This window comes from Streptomyces venezuelae ATCC 10712 (assembly GCF_008639165.1).
Classification (GTDB): Bacteria; Actinomycetota; Actinomycetes; order Streptomycetales; family Streptomycetaceae; genus Streptomyces; species Streptomyces venezuelae.
In genome coordinates this window covers 1,491,922-1,507,342 of sequence record NZ_CP029197.1, presented here as the reverse complement: position 1 = coordinate 1,507,342, position 15,421 = coordinate 1,491,922, and the positions used below count along the sequence as shown (strand labels likewise).

Annotated in this window: 14 protein-coding genes; 7 read left to right on the top strand and 7 right to left on the bottom strand. The window is 73.7% G+C overall.

The annotated features are described in order from the left end of the window. Window positions 1–129: 129 nt before the first annotated feature. Complete coding sequence (locus tag DEJ43_RS06625; RefSeq protein ID WP_041662194.1) at window positions 130–936, top strand: SGNH/GDSL hydrolase family protein; 807 nt, start codon at window positions 130–132, stop codon at window positions 934–936. Here DEJ43_RS06625 and DEJ43_RS06620 read toward each other — a convergent pair. Continuing rightward, on the bottom strand, window positions 920–1,984 hold the full coding sequence (locus DEJ43_RS06620; protein WP_015032544.1) for a protein kinase domain-containing protein: 1,065 nt from the start codon (window positions 1,982–1,984) through the stop codon (window positions 920–922). The genes DEJ43_RS06625 and DEJ43_RS06620 overlap by 17 nt on opposite strands. A 335-nt stretch (window positions 1,985–2,319) precedes the next feature. On the opposite strand from DEJ43_RS06620, the gene DEJ43_RS06615 reads away from it, so the two are divergent. After that, the gene (locus DEJ43_RS06615) at window positions 2,320–2,592 is read left to right on the top strand and encodes a hypothetical protein (protein ID WP_041662193.1); all 273 of its coding nucleotides are present in this window, start codon (window positions 2,320–2,322) and stop codon (window positions 2,590–2,592) included. A gap of 225 nt (window positions 2,593–2,817) precedes the next feature. Here DEJ43_RS06615 and DEJ43_RS06610 read toward each other — a convergent pair whose 3' ends face one another. The 3 genes from DEJ43_RS06610 to DEJ43_RS06600 all read right to left on the bottom strand — a co-directional run bounded on the left by DEJ43_RS06610 (window position 2,818) and on the right by DEJ43_RS06600 (window position 5,793). Continuing rightward, on the bottom strand, window positions 2,818–4,014 hold the full coding sequence (locus DEJ43_RS06610) for a CaiB/BaiF CoA transferase family protein (RefSeq protein WP_041662192.1): 1,197 nt from the start codon (window positions 4,012–4,014) through the stop codon (window positions 2,818–2,820). 64 nt (window positions 4,015–4,078) lie between these two features. Then, window positions 4,079–4,858 carry an ABC transporter permease gene (locus tag DEJ43_RS06605; protein ID WP_015032541.1) on the bottom strand — a complete coding sequence of 260 codons (780 nt, stop codon included), beginning with the start codon at window positions 4,856–4,858 and terminating at the stop codon, window positions 4,079–4,081. Then, on the bottom strand, window positions 4,855–5,793 hold the full coding sequence (locus DEJ43_RS06600; protein ID WP_015032540.1) for a daunorubicin resistance protein DrrA family ABC transporter ATP-binding protein: 939 nt from the start codon (window positions 5,791–5,793) through the stop codon (window positions 4,855–4,857). Before DEJ43_RS06600 ends, DEJ43_RS06605 begins: the two co-directional genes overlap by 4 nt. A gap of 63 nt (window positions 5,794–5,856) precedes the next feature. On the opposite strand from DEJ43_RS06600, the gene DEJ43_RS06595 reads away from it, so the two are divergent. After that, the gene (locus DEJ43_RS06595; RefSeq protein WP_015032539.1) at window positions 5,857–6,594 is read left to right on the top strand and encodes a TetR/AcrR family transcriptional regulator; all 738 of its coding nucleotides are present in this window, start codon (window positions 5,857–5,859) and stop codon (window positions 6,592–6,594) included. On the opposite strand, the gene DEJ43_RS06590 is transcribed toward DEJ43_RS06595, so the two are convergent. From DEJ43_RS06590 to hmgA, 3 genes are read right to left on the bottom strand one after another with little or no spacing between them, the layout of a single operon-like run. Beyond that, window positions 6,581–7,834, bottom strand: coding sequence for a type ISP restriction/modification enzyme (locus DEJ43_RS06590; RefSeq protein ID WP_015032538.1), 1,254 nt, complete (start codon window positions 7,832–7,834; stop codon window positions 6,581–6,583). The genes DEJ43_RS06595 and DEJ43_RS06590 overlap by 14 nt on opposite strands. Before the next feature lie 47 nt (window positions 7,835–7,881). Further along, window positions 7,882–8,631 (bottom strand): GntR family transcriptional regulator, encoded by a 750-nt coding sequence (locus DEJ43_RS06585; RefSeq protein ID WP_015032537.1) that lies wholly within the window; start codon window positions 8,629–8,631, stop codon window positions 7,882–7,884. Between the two features lie 40 nt (window positions 8,632–8,671). Continuing rightward, window positions 8,672–9,994 carry a homogentisate 1,2-dioxygenase gene (gene hmgA / locus DEJ43_RS06580; protein ID WP_015032536.1) on the bottom strand — a complete coding sequence of 441 codons (1,323 nt, stop codon included), beginning with the start codon at window positions 9,992–9,994 and terminating at the stop codon, window positions 8,672–8,674. Between the two features lie 195 nt (window positions 9,995–10,189). Here hmgA and DEJ43_RS06575 point away from each other — a divergent pair, with 195 nt between their 5' ends. From DEJ43_RS06575 to DEJ43_RS06560, 4 genes are read left to right on the top strand one after another with little or no spacing between them, the layout of a single operon-like run. Next, entirely contained in the window at window positions 10,190–12,346 is a 2,157-nt protein-coding gene (locus tag DEJ43_RS06575) for a right-handed parallel beta-helix repeat-containing protein (protein ID WP_015032535.1), read from the top strand. Beyond that, entirely contained in the window at window positions 12,343–13,305 is a 963-nt protein-coding gene (locus DEJ43_RS06570; RefSeq protein WP_233447926.1) for a cupredoxin domain-containing protein, read from the top strand. The genes DEJ43_RS06575 and DEJ43_RS06570 overlap by 4 nt, the downstream gene beginning before the upstream one ends. Further along, a complete protein-coding gene (locus tag DEJ43_RS06565; protein ID WP_015032533.1) occupies window positions 13,302–14,606 on the top strand; it encodes a hypothetical protein in 1,305 nt (434 codons plus the stop codon). Before DEJ43_RS06570 ends, DEJ43_RS06565 begins: the two co-directional genes overlap by 4 nt. A 19-nt stretch (window positions 14,607–14,625) precedes the next feature. Beyond that, the gene (locus tag DEJ43_RS06560) at window positions 14,626–15,330 is read left to right on the top strand and encodes a TetR/AcrR family transcriptional regulator (RefSeq protein ID WP_015032532.1); all 705 of its coding nucleotides are present in this window, start codon (window positions 14,626–14,628) and stop codon (window positions 15,328–15,330) included. Window positions 15,331–15,421: the final 91 nt, after the last annotated feature.

Genomic DNA, 15,421 nt, shown 5'->3' with positions numbered 1-15,421 from the left:
GGCCGGAACTCGATGGTCACGGAAGGGGGATCGGGGACGTTCATCCCCAGTTTTGACATGAACACTTCCGGAGCGGCGGATCGGATGCTACTACCTGGTAGCGCAGAGATCCTGCTACAGGGAGGTTCCATGAGACTGTCCCGCTTTGCCGCCGTTTCGTCCTCGCTCCTGCTCGGTGCCGTCCTCGCCCTCACCGGGGCGGGCGCCGCACAGGCCGCCGAAACCGCCGCCCTCGACTATGTGGCCCTCGGCGACTCCTACTCCTCGGGTGTCGGATCCGGGAGTTACGACAGCGCCAGTGGCGACTGCAAGCGCTCCACAAAGGCGTTCCCGGTGCTGTGGAAGAACGCCAACGCCCCGTCGTCCTTCGCGTTCACCGCGTGCTCGGGCGCCCGAACGGGTGATGTGACCGCGAATCAGCTCGGCCCGCTCTCGGCCGCCACCGACCTGGTCTCCGTCACGATCGGGGGAAATGACGCCGGTTTCGCTGACGTCATGACGACCTGTGTGCTGCAGTCCGAGGCCACCTGTATCAACCGCGTGAATCAGGCCAAGAGCTACGTCGACACGACGCTGCCCGGCAAGCTCGACTCCGTCTACACGGCGATCAGGAACAAGGCGCCCGCCGCCCACGTGGTCGTGCTCGGCTACCCGCGCTTCTACCAGCTGGGCGGCAACTGCGTCGCCGGCCTGAGCGAGGCCGAGCGCAGCGCCATCAACGGAGCCTCCGACTACCTCAACGCGGCCGTCGCCAAGCGCGCGGCCGACCACGGCTACACCTTCTCCAGCGTCGTCCCGGCCTTCACCGGACACGAGATCTGCTCCGGCTCCGCCTGGCTGCACAGCGTCAACTGGCTCAACATCGGGGAGTCCTACCACCCGACGGCCGCGGGCCAGTCCGGCGGCTACCTGCCCAGCTTCAGGAACGCGGTCTGACCGGACCGCCACCCGCGCCGCTCGTGGCGCCGGGGCCGGCCGGAGCGGTGCTCGTGACACCGCCCGGACCGGGCCCGGCGCCTCGTTCGTCCCCCCGGACCGCGTGGTACGTCAGAGCCCCCGCGATCACCAGCGCGCCGACCGCCCCGGCGAGCAGGACGTGACTCCGGCGCGGCGCCCCCCGCCGGCCGGGCCGCCCACCGCCGGGTTTCACCGAAGTCCGCTCCCCGGCCCCGCCGTCGCCGTCGTCGAAGCCGTCGCCGTCGTCATGGCCGGAGCCGCCGGCGCCCTCCGCCCGGCGACTCGGCCCCGCTCCTGCCGACGCCGTGCCGGGCTCCGGTCGGGCGGGACGCGCCCCGCCCGCCGCCAGCCGCCGCAGCTCCCGCTCGGCCCGCTCGGCCCGGTCCGTGGTCGGCCCGCGCTCCGGCCCCTCGTCCAGCAGGTCCTCGATCACGGCCCGGAGCGCACCGGCCCGCCCGTCCTTCGACGCCCCCGGCGACGGCGGCGCGGAGACCGCCCCGGCCAGGAGCGCGCCCACCGCCCTCAGGTCCGCCTCGGGCCCCGGATCGTCCTCCGGAGTCGCGCCGAAGCCCGTCATGACGATCCGTCCGTCGTTGGCGAGGAGGACGTGCCCGGGTCCAGGGCCCCGGTGCGGGGCTCCCGCCGTCCGGGCCGCCCGGAGCCCGGCGAGGACTTCGGCGCCGACACGGGCGGCCTCGCGCGGGGGCAGCGGGCCGGCCGCCTCCAGCGTCTCGGCGAGGGTGAGGCCCCGGACGAGCTCCGTCACCATCCACGGCCGGCCGTCCTCGGTGGCGACGCCCAGGACCCGTACGACCGCGGGGTGGGAGATCCGGGCGGCGGCCCGTGCCGCCCGCTCGCGCCGCGCGTAGAGCAGGGGAACCTCGTCCGCCGGGAGGCCGTCCGGGGCGCGGAGTTCCTTGAGCGCCACCTCGCGCCGGTCCGTCTCGTCCAGGGCGCGCCATACGGTGCCCGTCGCCCCCTCGGCGAGGACGTCCAGAAGCCGGTAACGACCCGCGACCACCGTCATGGATCCACGGTAGCCGAGGGGGTGTCGTCATGGCTCGGGTCCGTACCCGGGTCCGTGCTCCGGTCCTTCGGCGGCGGCCGGGACGATCTTGGTGGTGGAGATCACACCGGTCCGGGTGGCCAGGGTCGGCGGTCCGGAGTGCAGGATGGTTCATGACGGTTCGGCAGGTGTTCGAGCCCTGTCCAACTCGCCCTGGAATCAGATGGATTCGCACGGTGACCGTCAACCCTCGTACGAATGCCCTGAATCCCGTCGCCGGGATACACGGGTGTCACGGAGGGGCGATAGGGTTAACCTGCCCTGGGTCGGGTGCCCTTGTACGGGTGGGGAGTGACATGGAACAGATAGCAATGCGCAGCAGGCCGCGAGTGCCTGCCATCACCTGCGGGAGCAGCGCGACGAGTTCGCGTCTCGACCGTCATCTCGCGGTGCTCGGCGGTCCCGCCGTGCCGCAGCGCGAGGTGGCCGAGGCGACGCTGCTGATGCGGGAACTGACGACGCGTACGCCGGAGGCGCCGGTGCACGGTCACCGCAGCCGTAGCGCGCGGGTCTCGCTCTTCGCCCCGCTCCGCCGGCTCCGCCGCTCCCTCTTCGGGACGCGCCACTAGGAGTCGGGTGCCGGGCCGAGTACCCCCGAGGTTCCCGCCCGCTTCCGCCCGGTCGCCCGTACGACTCCGCTCGCGACGACCGCCTCGACCGCGGCGCTCGCGATGACTGCGACACCGCCGGACGTGTCCCCGCCCGTCCGGCGCTCAGTCGTACCCGACAGCGGGCCGGCAGTCCCTCGACGGGCCCCGTGACCCGGGGCCCCGCACCCGTACCCGTACGCCCGGTCAGGCGATCACTCCCGCGTCCCGCAGCTCCTTCCGCTCCGCCTCCGGCACCCCGAGACCGGTGAGCACCGTGTCCGTGTCCTGGCCCAGGGCCGGAATCCGGTCCATCCGCGGCTCCGGCGCGTCCGGGAAGACGACCGGCGGCAGCAGTGAACGCAGCGGCCCGACCGGCGACTCCACCTCCCGCCAGCGGTCGCGCGCCGTCAGCTGCGGGTGCTCCGCGAGCTCCGCGACCGAGTTGAGCCGGGCGCAGGCGATGCCCGCCGCGTCCAGCCGGGCCAGTGCCTCGGGCGCCGTCAGCGGGGCCAGCGCCTCGGCGACCACCGCGTCCGTGGCCGCACGCCCGGCGACCCGCGCGGTGTTCGTAGCGAAGGCCGGGGCGTCGGCCAGCTCAGGTCGGGCCAGGACCTGTTCGGCGAGGCGCCGCCACTCCCGGTCGTTCTGCACGGAGAGCAGCACCAGGCCGCCGTCCGCCGTCGGATAGGCGTCGTACGGCGCGATCACCGCGTGCGCGAGCCCCGTACGCGCCGGGGGCGTACCCCCGTGCATCCCGTGATGCAACGGGTGCCCCATCCACTCGGCCAGCGAGTCGAGCAGGGAGACCTCCACCGGGCCGCCCCGGCCCGTCGTGCCGCGCCGGACGAGCGCGGCGAGGACCCCCGAGAACGCGTACATCCCGGCCGCGATGTCCGCGGCCGGGATACCGGACTTGACCGGCTGCTCCGGCGTGCCGGTCACCGAGACGAGACCGGCCTCGCACTGCACGAGCATGTCGTACGCCCGCTTCTCCGCGTACGGCCCCGACGGCCCGTACCCGGAGACGTCCACCGCGATCAGCTCCGGGTGCGCGGCGCACAGGGTGGCGGCGTCGAGACCGAGCCGGGCCGCCGCCCCCTGGGCCAGGTTCTGCACGAAGACGTCCGCGTCCGCCACCAGCCGCCGGACGAGGGCGAGGCCGCGCGGGTCCTTGAGGTCGACCGCCACGGACTCCTTGCCGCGGTTGCACCAGACGAAGTGCGAGGCGAGGCCCCGGGCGGCCGTGTCGTACCCCCGGGCGAAGTCCCCGCCGTCGGGGCGCTCGATCTTCACGACGCGGGCGCCGAGGTCGGCGAGCTGCCGGGTGGCGAAGGGCGCGGCGACGGCCTGCTCGACGGCGACGACCGTGATCCCTTCGAGGGGGAGTGGCTGAGTACTCATGGAAGCCCTGCCTACCCTGCGGGGCGGCCCCTTGTCACCAGGGCGCATCTCACCCGGGAGGCCGTCAGCCCCGGGTGTGGCGGCGCACCGCGAGCGGGGCGCAGAGGGCGATCAGGGCCAGTGACCAGAGCAGCGCACCCGCGATCGGGTGGGCCACCGGCCAGGCCCCGTCCGCGGGGACGGGCGCGTTGCCGAAGAGGACCCGTACCGCCGTGGTGACCGCCGAGATCGGGTTCCACTCGGCGACCGTCCGCAGCCAGCCGGGCAGGGTGTCGGTCGGGAGGTACGCGTTGGACAGCAGCGGCAGCATGAACGTGGCGCTGCCGAGCTGTCCCGCCGCCTCCTCGCTCTTCGAGGCCAGGCCGAGCAGGATGCCCGCCCAGGTCGTCGCGAAGCGGAAGAGCAGCAGCAGACCGAAGGCGCCCAGGGCCTCCGCCGCCGTCCCCTCGATCCGCCAGCCCATCGCAAGGCCGACCAGGATCAGCGGCACGGTGCCGACGGCGCTGGTCACGAGGTCGGCGAGGGCCTGCCCGAGGGGGACGGCGGAGCGGCTCACGGGCATCGTCCGGAAGCGGTCCATGACGCCCCGGTGGGTGTCCTGGGCGGCCTGGAACATACCGGTCATCAGGCCGCCCGCCGCCGTCGCGACGAGCAGGCCGGGCACCAGCTGCGAGCGGTACTCGGCGCCCGGCACGGCGAGCGCGCTGCCGAACACGTACCCGAAGAACAGCAGGAACACGATCGGCATCGTCTGCGTCATCACGGTGATCGCGGGCGCGTGCCGGACGCGCCGCAGATGGCGGCCGAGGACGGCCGTTCCGTCGTGGACGAACGCGGTGCTCATGGGACGAGCTCCTTCCGGCCGGTGAGGCGCAGGAACACCTCGTCGAGGGTGGGCGGGCGCAGCGAAGCGTCGACGATGAGCACGCCGGCCGCGTCGATCTCGCGGACGAGCCGGGGGAGGGTGAGCGTGCCGTCGGTGGTCACCGCGCCGACCGTGCGGCGCTCGGCGTCCAGCACCGGGGCCGAGCCGGTCAGCCGGTCGAGGACGGCGGCGGCCGCCACCAGGGCGGCGGGGTCGGCGACGACGACCTCGGCGTAGCTGCCGACGAGCGCCTTGAGTTCGGCCGGGGTGCCGCGCTGAGCGGCCCGGCCCTCGTCGATCAGGACGATGTCGTCGGCGAGCTGGTCGGCCTCCTCCAGGTACTGCGTGGTGAGCAGCACGGTCGTGCCCTCGGACGCCAACCCCCGTACGGCGTCCCAGATCCCGTTGCGGCTGTGCGGGTCGAGCCCGGTCGTCGGCTCGTCGAGGAAGAGCACCCGCGGCGGTACGAGCAGGCTGGCGGCCAGGTCGAGCCGGCGCCGCATCCCGCCGGAGTAGGTGCGGGCCGGGCGGCCGGCGGCCGCGGTGAGGCCGAAGCGCTCCAGGAGCTCGTCGGCGCGGGCGCGCGGGGCGCGCAGCAGCCGGGCGAAGAGCCGCAGGTTCTCGGCGCCGGTCAGGTCGCCGTCGACGGAGGCGTACTGCCCGGTGACCGCGATCCGCTTCCGTACCCCCGCCGGGTCGCGCACCACGTCGTGCCCGGCGACCCGCGCACTGCCCGCGTCGGGCCTGACGAGGGTGGTGAGGACGCGGACGGCGGTGGTCTTCCCCGCGCCGTTGGGGCCGAGGACGCCGCAGACCGAGCCTTCGGGGACGGCGAGGTCGAGGCCGCGGAGCGCGTGGACCTCGCCGTACCGCTTCTGGAGACCCTCACTAAGTACAGCGTACGTAGTTGTCATGGCGCGACCTTACCCCACTACGTACGCTGTACGTAACTACGATGGGGGGCGAGGTGATGATCCATGGCGGGCCGAGCGGCCGAACCGGAAGTGATCTGGGCGCGGCCCGAGCGCGCGGGCCGAGGCCCGAAACCGGCGTACAGCCGGCGGGACATCGTGGACGCCGCCGTGCGCATCGCCGACACGGACGGCATCGACGCGCTCTCCATGCGCCGCGTCGCCACCGAACTCGGCTGCGGCACCATGTCGCTCTACAACTACGTCCCCCGCAAGGAGGACCTCTACGAGCTGATGGTCGACGCGGTCAGCGGCGAGTACGAACTCCCCGCGGAACCCAGCGGCGACTGGCGCGCCGACATGACCGGCATCGCCCACCAGACCCGCGCGATCATGTACCGGCACCCCTGGCTGCCCCGGGTGATGACCACCGCCTACGGCTTCAGCCCCAACGCCCTGCGCTTCCTGGAGTGGTGCCTGGGCTGCCTCGTCCCGCTCGACGTGCCCCCGGGACTGAAGATGCAGCTGATCGCCATGGTCAACGGCACGGTGATGGCGACCGTCGCCAACGAGCAGGCCATCGCCGAACGCGCCCGCGGACTGCCCTGGTCCGAGGAGGCCGAGCAGGCCGTGCGCGGCGCCTACCTCACGGCGCAGGTCGCCAGCGGGAAGTACCCCCACCTCGCCGAACTGCTCGCCGAGGCCCCGGCCGCGCCCGTCGACGCGGACGAGATCTTCGCCATGACCATCAGCCGTCTGCTCGACTCGTTCGCACCGCCCGAGGGCCCCGTCACAGCAGCATGAACTGCCCCTCCGGGCCCTCCTCCTGATGGTCGAGCACGGAGGCGGGGCGACGGCACGCGGACGGCGGGGGCAGCACACCCGCCGCACGCAACGCCGCCGCCGGCCCGGTCGCGCCCTCGGGTTCCGCGGCGAGGGCCGCGCGCTCGAGTTCCGCGGCGAGGGCCGCGCGCTCCGGCTCCCGCGCGCCGAGCAGGGCCAGCACGGTGATCAGGTCGAGCAGCTCCGAGGTCCACTCCTGCGGCCACGCCGCCGGCCCGATCGCGTCCAGCGAGCCGGGCTCCGCGGCGGCCGTGCGCTGCGCGAACCACTGCTCCAGGACCCGCACACCACCGACCGTGAACTCCCAGGCCTCCGCCGGCACGGGCGAGACGCGGCCCCCGTCGAGACACAGCGCCTCGTCCCCGGCCTCGTACGTCATCGCCGTGGGACGCGCCGGGACCGCCGCCCGCACATAGGGCCGGCGCCCGCCCGGCAGCCGCGGCTTCGTCCCGCTGACCGCGCCCCGCACCTGGATGTCGAGGAGCTCCCGGCCGAGCTCCACCCCCGCCGCCCAGACCGCCGGGTCCTCCGGCAGCGGGACCCGGCACCCGGCGGGGGAGGGCCGGGCCGCCGCCACCGTCCACGCGAGCCACTCCAGGGCGTCGACCTCGTGCCCGTACCGCTCCCCGAGCGCATCGAGGAGACCGGGGGCGAGATTGGGCTCGCGGCCCCCGGGACGCCGGAACAGCGGCCGGATACGGCCCGGCCGGCCCGCGGGGGAGCGGCCCTCGGGGAGCGCGGCCGTCACCAGGAGGGCCGGCCCGGCCGCCCCCGGCACGTATCCCTGCTCGACGGCGAAGAGCTGCGGTTCCCCGGCCACCCGCCACAGCTCCGGGCGGGCGGTGTCGATCAGCCGGTGGTCGGGCAGCAGCCACTGCTCGTCGAACGGCCCGCGCGCCACCCGTACGGGCTCCGGGCACGGGCCCGGTTCACGGGCCCAGCGCACGGTGCCGGTCCGCTGCCCGGGCAGTGCGGCCACCGCGCTCGCCGGGGTCCGCGCCCGGCTCGGCCGGAACAGCGCGTCCCGCTCGGCGCCTTCGGCGGCCACCAGACGGTCCCAGCGGGCCCGCAGCGTCCGCGCGTCCGGCGCCACGATCCACGAGCGTCCGAAGCGCAGCGGCGCGACGGACCACGGCATGAGGTCGTCGAGGAGGGGCGGTGCGTCGTCGTGCGCTCCCGGGGCTACCGTCACGCCCCGCATGCTAACGACCGCCGTCCGTGGGTCTCCACCGCCCGCCGCGGGCAGGCCTACTGGGCTTCGACCGTCACCGTGAAGGAGAAGCGGTCCCCGCGGTAGCGGATGCGCGCCACGTCGACGACCCTGCCGTCCTCGTCGTAGGTCACACCGGTGTAGTGGAGGATCGGCGACAGCAGCGGGACCTGGAGGAGCGCGGCCGTCTCCGGATCGGCGAGGCGCGCCTCCACCGTGTCCGTGATGCGGCTGATCCGCACCCCGACGACGTCCCGCAGCACCTTCGTCATCGGCCAGCGCTCCAGATCGGCCGGATCGATCCCGGCCGCCAGCTCGGGGCGCACCGCGTTCTCCGCCCAGTTCGTGGGCTCGCCGCTCTCCCCGTCGCGGCGCAGCCGCCGGTACGCCACCACCTCCGCGAGATCCGGGAAGTGCTCGGCGAGCTCACCCGGCACCGGTTCGGTGCCGTGCCCGAGGACCGTCGTCCGCTCGCCCGACTGCTGGGCCACGATCGCGTCGATCGAGCCGAGCAGCCGGCGCGGCGTGGAGCGCCGGGCGCCCGGCTCGATGAAGGTCCCGCGCCGCCTGTGCCGGCTGATCAGGCCCTCCTCCTCCAGTTCCTTGAGGGCCTGGCGCATCGTGAGCACGCTCACGCCGTAGTGCGCCGCGAGCTGCTCCTCGGTGGGCAGCCGCAGCGAGGCGTCGGGCGTGCGGCCCAGTATCGAGGCGCGCAGCGACTGCGAGACCTGATACCAGAGCGGCAGCTTGCGGTTCAGGACCAGCGAGTCGGGAGCGAAGGCGGTCACGGGTTCTCCGTACGAAGGCTACGGGCTTACGGCCGAGACACTACGGCCGAAAGTGGCGCTCCAGACCCTGCCATACGTCGTCGTACCCCTGCTGGAGGTGGTCGGCCTCGGCGGCCTGCGGGGTGGTCGTCACCGGCCAGCGGGTCTCGAACATGAAGGCCAGGCCGTCGTCGATCTTCTGCGGCTTCAGCTCGGCGGCGCTGGCCTTGTCGAAGGTCTCCCGGTCGGGGCCGTGCGCGGACATCATGTTGTGCAGCGAGCCGCCGCCCGGCACGAACCCTCCCTTTCCGGCGGTCTTGGCGTCGTACGCGCCCTCGATCAGGCCCATGTACTCGCTCATCACGTTCCGGTGGAAGTACGGCGGCCGGAAGGTGTCCTCGCCGACCAGCCAGCGCGGGGCGAAGACCACGAAGTCCACGCTCGCGAGCCCCGGGGTGTCGGAGGGCGAGGTGAGCACCGTGAAGATCGACGGGTCCGGGTGGTCGTACGAGATGGTCCCGATGACATTGAAACGGTGCAGGTCGTACACGTACGGGGTGTGGTTGCCGTGCCAGGCGACGACATCGAGCGGCGAGTGGCCGTACGTCGCCGACCAGAGGTTGCCGCAGTACTTGTTGACCACCTCGACCGGGCCCTCGACGTCCTCGTAGGCGGCGACGGGGGCCCGGAAGTCCCGGGCGTTGGCCAGTCCGTTGGCGCCGATCGGGCCGAGGTCGGGCAGCTGGAACGGGGCGCCGTAGTTCTCGCAGACGTACCCGCGGGCCGTCTCCTCCAGCAGTTCCACGCGGAAGCGGACCCCGCGCGGGACGAGCGCGACCTCGCCGGGGTGGACCGCGAGCAGGCCGAGCTCGGTGCGCAGCAGGAGACCGCCCTGCTCGGGGACGATCAGCAGCTCGCCGTCGGCGTCGCCGAACACCCGCTCCATCGAGGCGTTCGCGTGGTAGAGGTGCACGGCCATGCCGCTGCGCTGGGCCGCGTCGCCGTTGCCCCCGAGGGTCCACAGGCCGGCCAGCCAGTCCGTGCCGGGGGCCGGGTCCGGCAGCGGGTTCCAGCGCAGCCGGTTGGGGTCGGGGACGGTCTCGGTGAACGGCGCGGAGCGGACGGCGCCGTTGTCGATCCGGGTGAACGGCGGGTGCGCGGCCGAGGGGCGGATCCGGTAGAGCCAGGACCGGCGGTTGTGGGCCCTCGGCTCCGTGAACGCACTGCCGCTGAGCTGCTCGGCATAGAGGCCGAGGGGCGCGCGCTGCGGCGCGTTGCGGCCGTGCGGCAGCGCGCCGGGGATCGCCTCCGAGCTGTGCTCGTTGCCGAATCCGGTGCTGTAGCCGAGCGCCTCGGCCGTCTTCCTGGCCTGCTCCGTGGTCATCGACCGCTCCTGTCCTGAGCCCACAAAGAAATCCTATGGATGACCGTAGGATTCCGCGCGCCCTTCGTCAACGGGGCGCAGACGCCCTTCCTCGGATCGGGGCGCCCCTCGCTCGGACCGGTATGTGCGCGGGGGCTCGAATTGGTACGTGCGCGAGGGGTTCAAAAAGATGAACATTGCTCTACTCTCTCGCGCATGTCCTGGTCCCGAAGGATCGTCCTCGCGCTCACGGTCGTGCTCGCGGCGCTCGCCGCAGCCCTGCTCACCGCCCCCGGGGCCCAGGCCCACGAGGAACGGCCCGTCACCTTCCCCGACGGCACCGGCACCGTGCCGAAACTCCGCACCGGAGAACCCGACCTCCTCGTCTGCAAGACCGACCGCGCCGCCTTCGAAAGCCGGATCTCCCGCTTCCCGGCCCCCCTCAAAGCCCGCAACCGCACCCTCCACGAGCGCTGCCTCCGCGACGGCTACCGCCACCTCCAGCAGGCCGTCGACGCCGTCGACCGGCCCGGCCTCACCATCGCGATCCTCCCCGGCCTCTACGAGGAAGAGCCCTCCCTGCCCCCGCCCACCGGCGCCTGCGCCACCCTCAAGGCCCCCACGTCCTCGCTCGGCTACCAGATCCTCAGCTACGAACAGCAGCGGCAGTGCCCGCACAACCAGAACCTCGTGGCGATCCTCGGCAAGAAGGACCTCCAGATCGAGGGCACCGGAGCCTCCCGCCTCGACGTCGTCATCGACGCCAAGTACCAGAAACTCAACGCCCTGCGGGCCGACGGCACCGACGGCATCTACTTCCGCAACTTCACCGCCCAGCGCACCACGTTCAACTCGCTGTACGTGCTCGCCGCCGACGGCTTCGTCATCGACGACGTCCTCACCCGCTGGAACGACGAGTACGGCTTCCTCACCTTCGCCTCCGACCACGGCCTCTACAAGAACTGCGAGTCCCACGGCAACGGCGACTCCGGCATCTACCCCGGCTCGGCCTCCGACATCAACGACGGCCGCGGCTACGACGTCCCCCGCTACTCCATCGAGATCACCGGCTGCCGCAGCCACCACAACATGGTCGGCTACTCCGGCACCGCCGGAGACTCCGTCTGGGTCCACGACAACGAGTTCGACCACAACATGGGCGGCGCCTCCATGGACTCCGCCTTCCCCGGCCACCCCGGACTGCCCCAGAACCACGCCCGCTTCGAACGCAACCTCATCCACGACAACAACCAGAACTACTACCCGTACGTCGCCGACGGCACCTGCGCGAAGCCGCCCGTCGAACGCGGCTACGAACAAGGTGTCGTCTGCCCCCAGATCTCCATGCCCCCCGGCACCGGCATCATCACCGCCGGCGGCAACTGGAACCTCTACGAGGACAACTGGGTCTACGGCCACCAGCGCACCGCCTTCTACCTCAACGCCGTCCCCGCCTTCATCCGCGGCGAATCCGCCTGGGGCAAGCAGACCGACACCTCCCACCACAACCGCTACGCCCGCAACCACCTCGGCGTCGACAAGGCCGGCAACGCCCGCCCCAACCGCAGCGACGTCTGGTGGGACGGCCAGGGCAGCGGCAACTGCTGGCAGACCGACACCGGCGCCGCAAGCCCCGGCGCCCTGCCCGGCTGCGGAGCACGCCGCGGCGACGTCACCGGCAACGCCGACCGGCTCATCGGCGAACCCGTCAAACTCGCCCAACTCCTCGTCTGCGCCGACTACAACGTCCAGGCCCGCCGCCTCCCGGCCGGCTGCGACTGGTACGGCGCCCGCGGCATCCAGCGCGTCGAGACCCAACTCGCCCTCGGCACCTCCCTCCTCCTCGCCCTCGTCGGCCTCGCCCTCTGGTGGCGCCGGCTGCGCGGCAGCCGCCTCGCCGGCGCGGCCACCCTCATCGGCCTCGTGGGCCTCGCCCTCGACGTCGCCGGCTCGACCCTCGCCCTCACCCCGACCGCCGTCCCGGCCCTCGCCCTGCTGCTCACCGGCCTGTGGTGGACCCTCATCGGCCTCGCCCTGCGCCCCTCCCGCCCGGTCTTCGCCTGGACCACCGTGGCCCTCGGCGCCCTCACCCTTCTCGACGCCTTCGACAAGGCGGTCCTGATGGTCCCCGGCATCCCCCTGAGCCCCGCCTGGCTCCGCCTCCTCCTCGGCGTGATCTGGGTCCTGTGGGCCGTGACAGCCGCAGGCACCCGCACCCGCACGGGCACCCAACCCCCGACCCCGAACCCACAAACCCCCGCCCGGACCCCAGACCCCGACGCACCGGACCCCGACGCACCGACCCCCGACGCACCGACCCCCGCCCCGGCGCCGCACCCCGGGTCCCACCCTCACGGGGGGACCCCGGCATGACCCACCGACCCGCGACGCCGCCGGTGGCCGCACGCATCACCACACGGGCGGTCCCGCCCGCCGCCGTCCCGCCCGAGGCCCGCTCGCGGGGCCGGCGTTTCCGGGGCCGTCGTTCCCGGGCCGGTGGCCGTCCCCGGCGGGTCGGGCCGGCGGCCGGGCTGCTTCTGGTCGCCGCGCTCGTGCTCGTGGGGTGCGGGGGGCGGCCCACCACGCATCACAAGCCCGGCACCAGCCATCAGGAGGCCACCGGGAGCAGCGGCACCCTCCTGCCGGCCCGTGACGAGGGAGGGCACCGGCTCCGGGAGCTGCCGGTGGCGGAGGCGCCCACCGTCCGGGCCGAGGCCCGCCCCGACAGCGAGGGCGGCTGGAACGTCCACCTCACGGTGGAGAGGTTCCGCTTCACTCCCGAGAGCACCGGCGGCGCGGCCCTCCCGGGCCGGGGCCACGCCCGCCTCCTGGTCGACGGCCGGGAGACCGCCCGGCTCTACGGCCCCTGGGGCCACGTACCGGCGGGCGCCCACACCCTGACCGTCCGGCTCCACGCGGACGACCACACGGTCTGGGCCGTCTCCGGCACGCCCGTCCAGGCCACCGTCCGCCTGGACGGCGCCCCCACCACACCCGTCCCCACCGCGCCCGCGCCGACCCCCGCATCCCCCTCCGCCCCCGCCCCCGTGAGCCCCCGCACGCCCGACCCCGGTCGGACCGTCGTCCTCACCATCAGCGGTCGGACCGTCTCACCACCCCCTTCCCGCATCGAGTTGAAGAAGGGTGAACGCCTCACCCTCCGGGTCACCGGCGACCGCGCCGACACCCTCCATGTGCACGGCTACGACCGCGAACTCCCCCTCTCTCCCGGCACGCCCGCGACCCTCACCCTCACCGTGGACCGCACCGGTCTGTTCGAGGTGGAGACGCACGAGTCCGGTCTCCTGCTCACCCAACTCGTCGTCCGATGACCGGCGTCCTCGCCGGCCTCGTCCTCGCCCGCCCCGCCCACACCGTCCTCGCCCACGGTGTGGGCTCCCGGCACGACCTCCCCCTCTCGCCGTTCTACGCGTACGCCGGTGCCTTCGCCGCGCTCCTCATCTCCTTCCTCGCCCTCGGACTGCTCTGGTCCTCCTCCCGTTTCCAGGGCGACCTGGCAGGGCGCCCGCTACCCGCCGCCCTGCAACGGGCGGCCGACGCCCCCGCCACCCGTGCCGCCCTCCGCCTCCTCGGCTCCGCCGCCGCTCTTCTCTTCCTGCTCCACCTCCTCCTCGGCCCCGACGACCCCGACCGCAACCCCGCACCCGGCGCCCTCTACGTCCTGCTCTGGGTCGGACTCGTCCCCGCCTCCCTCCTCCTCGGCCCCGTCTGGCGCCTCCTCAACCCCCTGCGCGCCCTCCTCTCCCTGCGTCCGCCCCGGAACCCCCGCCCCGTGCCCGCCGCCGTCGGCATCCGCCCGGCCGCCGCCGGGCTCCTCCTCTTCACCTGGCTCGAGCTCGTCGCCCCCGACAACACCTCCTCCCGCACCCTTCTCCTCGCGCTCACCGTCCACCTCGGCGTCCAGCTCACCGGCGCCGCCCGCTACGGCGACCGGTGGTTCGCCCATGCCGACCCCTTCGAGGTCTACTCCTCCCTTCTCGCCCGCCTCTCGCCGCTCGGCCGCCGCGCCGACGGCCGTCTCGTGCTGCGCTCCCCCTTCAACGGCCTGGACGCCACCCCCCGGACGCCAGGTCTCGTCGCCACCGTCTGCGTCCTCCTCGGCTCCACCGCGTACGACGGCTTCTCCGACAACCCCCGATGGATCACCTCCCTCCAGACCTCACCCCTCGGCCCCACCCCCACCGCCACGCTCGGCCTCCTCTCCGCCGTCGCCCTCGTCGCCGCCTGCTACGGACTGTGCGCGGGCGCCCTCCGCCTGATGAACCGCGCGCTCTCCACACCCCTCACCTCCTTCGCCCACTCGCTCCTGCCCATCGCCCTCGGCTATCTCGTCGCCCACTACTTCTCGCTCTTCGTCACCGAAGGACCACGCACAGTCATCTTGGCAGGGGGGTCTGACAACGCCCCCTCACCCGCCCCGTTCCTGGGCCCCGGCGGCCTCGCGACCCTCCAGGTCGCCGCGATCGTCACCGGTCACGTCCTCGGTGTCGTCGCCGCCCACGACCGCTCCGTGCGCCTCTTCCCGGCCGACCGCGCGGTCGCCGGTCAACTCCCGCTGTTCGCGCTGATGATCGCGTACACCCTCGGCGGCATCGGCCTGCTGATCGCCTGACCCCGACCGGAGCGGCATCATGGTCCCCGTGCCCCAGACCCGCCCCCAGAACCCGCCGGCGCTCCGCCGCACCCCGGTGCAGCAGCGCAGCGCCGAGCGGCTCGCCCGGATCCTCGACGCCTGCGCCGGACTCCTCGACGAGTCCGGCTACGAGCAGCTGAGCACCCGCGCCGTCGCCGCCCGCGCCGGTGTGCCCATCGGCTCCGTCTACCGCTTCTTCGGCAACAAGCGGGCGATGGTCGCGGCGCTCGCGCACCGCAACCTCGACGAGTACGCCCGGCGGATCTCGGACCGCCTCGCGGCCGCGCCGCTCCTCGACGCGTACGGCGCCATCGACGGGGTGCTGGACGAGTTCATCGAGATGAAGCGGACCGTCCCGGGCTTCGCGCTCGTCGACTTCGGCGTGCCCGCCGCCGCGCCCGGCGACAGCGCCGAAGGCGACGCCGGCGAGGGGGAGAGGGAAGGGGGAGGGGAGGGGGAGGAGGCGGCCGAGAGCGCCGCCGAGGACCCCAACCGGCTCGTCGTCGAGCGGATCTGTGAGCTCCTCGCCACCCACCTGAACCGCCCCGCCGACGACGGGCTGCGCCGAAAGGTCCTGGTCGGCGTCGAGACCGCCGACGCCCTCGTCCGGCTCGCCTTCCGGACCGACCCCGCCGGGGACCCCGCGCTGATCGACGAGACCCGTCAGCTCCTCTACGCCTATCTGGCGCCCTCGCTCGCCTGAACCCCCGCGCACCCCTCCCCACCGTGCCTACCGGTCGGTATGCTCGCGGCGGGCCGACGCCCCGGCCCCGACCCGCCGCCCCAGGGAGACG

Excerpts from the sequence above, each read along its gene's own strand:
- DEJ43_RS06595 (WP_015032539.1), top strand. The coding sequence starts at position 5,857 with ATGGCGGGCCGAGCGGCCGAACCGGAAGTGATCTGGGCGCGGCCCGAG.
- DEJ43_RS06560 (WP_015032532.1), top strand. The coding sequence starts at position 14,626 with ATGGTCCCCGTGCCCCAGACCCGCCCCCAGAACCCGCCGGCGCTCCGC.
- hmgA (WP_015032536.1), bottom strand. The coding sequence starts at position 9,994 with ATGACCACGGAGCAGGCCAGGAAGACGGCCGAGGCGCTCGGCTACAGC.
- DEJ43_RS06600 (WP_015032540.1), bottom strand. The coding sequence starts at position 5,793 with ATGACAACTACGTACGCTGTACTTAGTGAGGGTCTCCAGAAGCGGTAC.
- DEJ43_RS06570 (WP_233447926.1), top strand. The coding sequence starts at position 12,343 with ATGACCCACCGACCCGCGACGCCGCCGGTGGCCGCACGCATCACCACA.
- DEJ43_RS06610 (WP_041662192.1), bottom strand. The coding sequence starts at position 4,014 with ATGAGTACTCAGCCACTCCCCCTCGAAGGGATCACGGTCGTCGCCGTC.
- DEJ43_RS06620 (WP_015032544.1), bottom strand. The coding sequence starts at position 1,984 with ATGACGGTGGTCGCGGGTCGTTACCGGCTTCTGGACGTCCTCGCCGAG.
- DEJ43_RS06575 (WP_015032535.1), top strand. The coding sequence starts at position 10,190 with ATGTCCTGGTCCCGAAGGATCGTCCTCGCGCTCACGGTCGTGCTCGCG.
- DEJ43_RS06565 (WP_015032533.1), top strand. The coding sequence starts at position 13,302 with ATGACCGGCGTCCTCGCCGGCCTCGTCCTCGCCCGCCCCGCCCACACC.
- DEJ43_RS06605 (WP_015032541.1), bottom strand. The coding sequence starts at position 4,858 with ATGAGCACCGCGTTCGTCCACGACGGAACGGCCGTCCTCGGCCGCCAT.
- DEJ43_RS06615 (WP_041662193.1), top strand. The coding sequence starts at position 2,320 with ATGGAACAGATAGCAATGCGCAGCAGGCCGCGAGTGCCTGCCATCACC.
- DEJ43_RS06625 (WP_041662194.1), top strand. The coding sequence starts at position 130 with ATGAGACTGTCCCGCTTTGCCGCCGTTTCGTCCTCGCTCCTGCTCGGT.
- DEJ43_RS06590 (WP_015032538.1), bottom strand. The coding sequence starts at position 7,834 with ATGCGGGGCGTGACGGTAGCCCCGGGAGCGCACGACGACGCACCGCCC.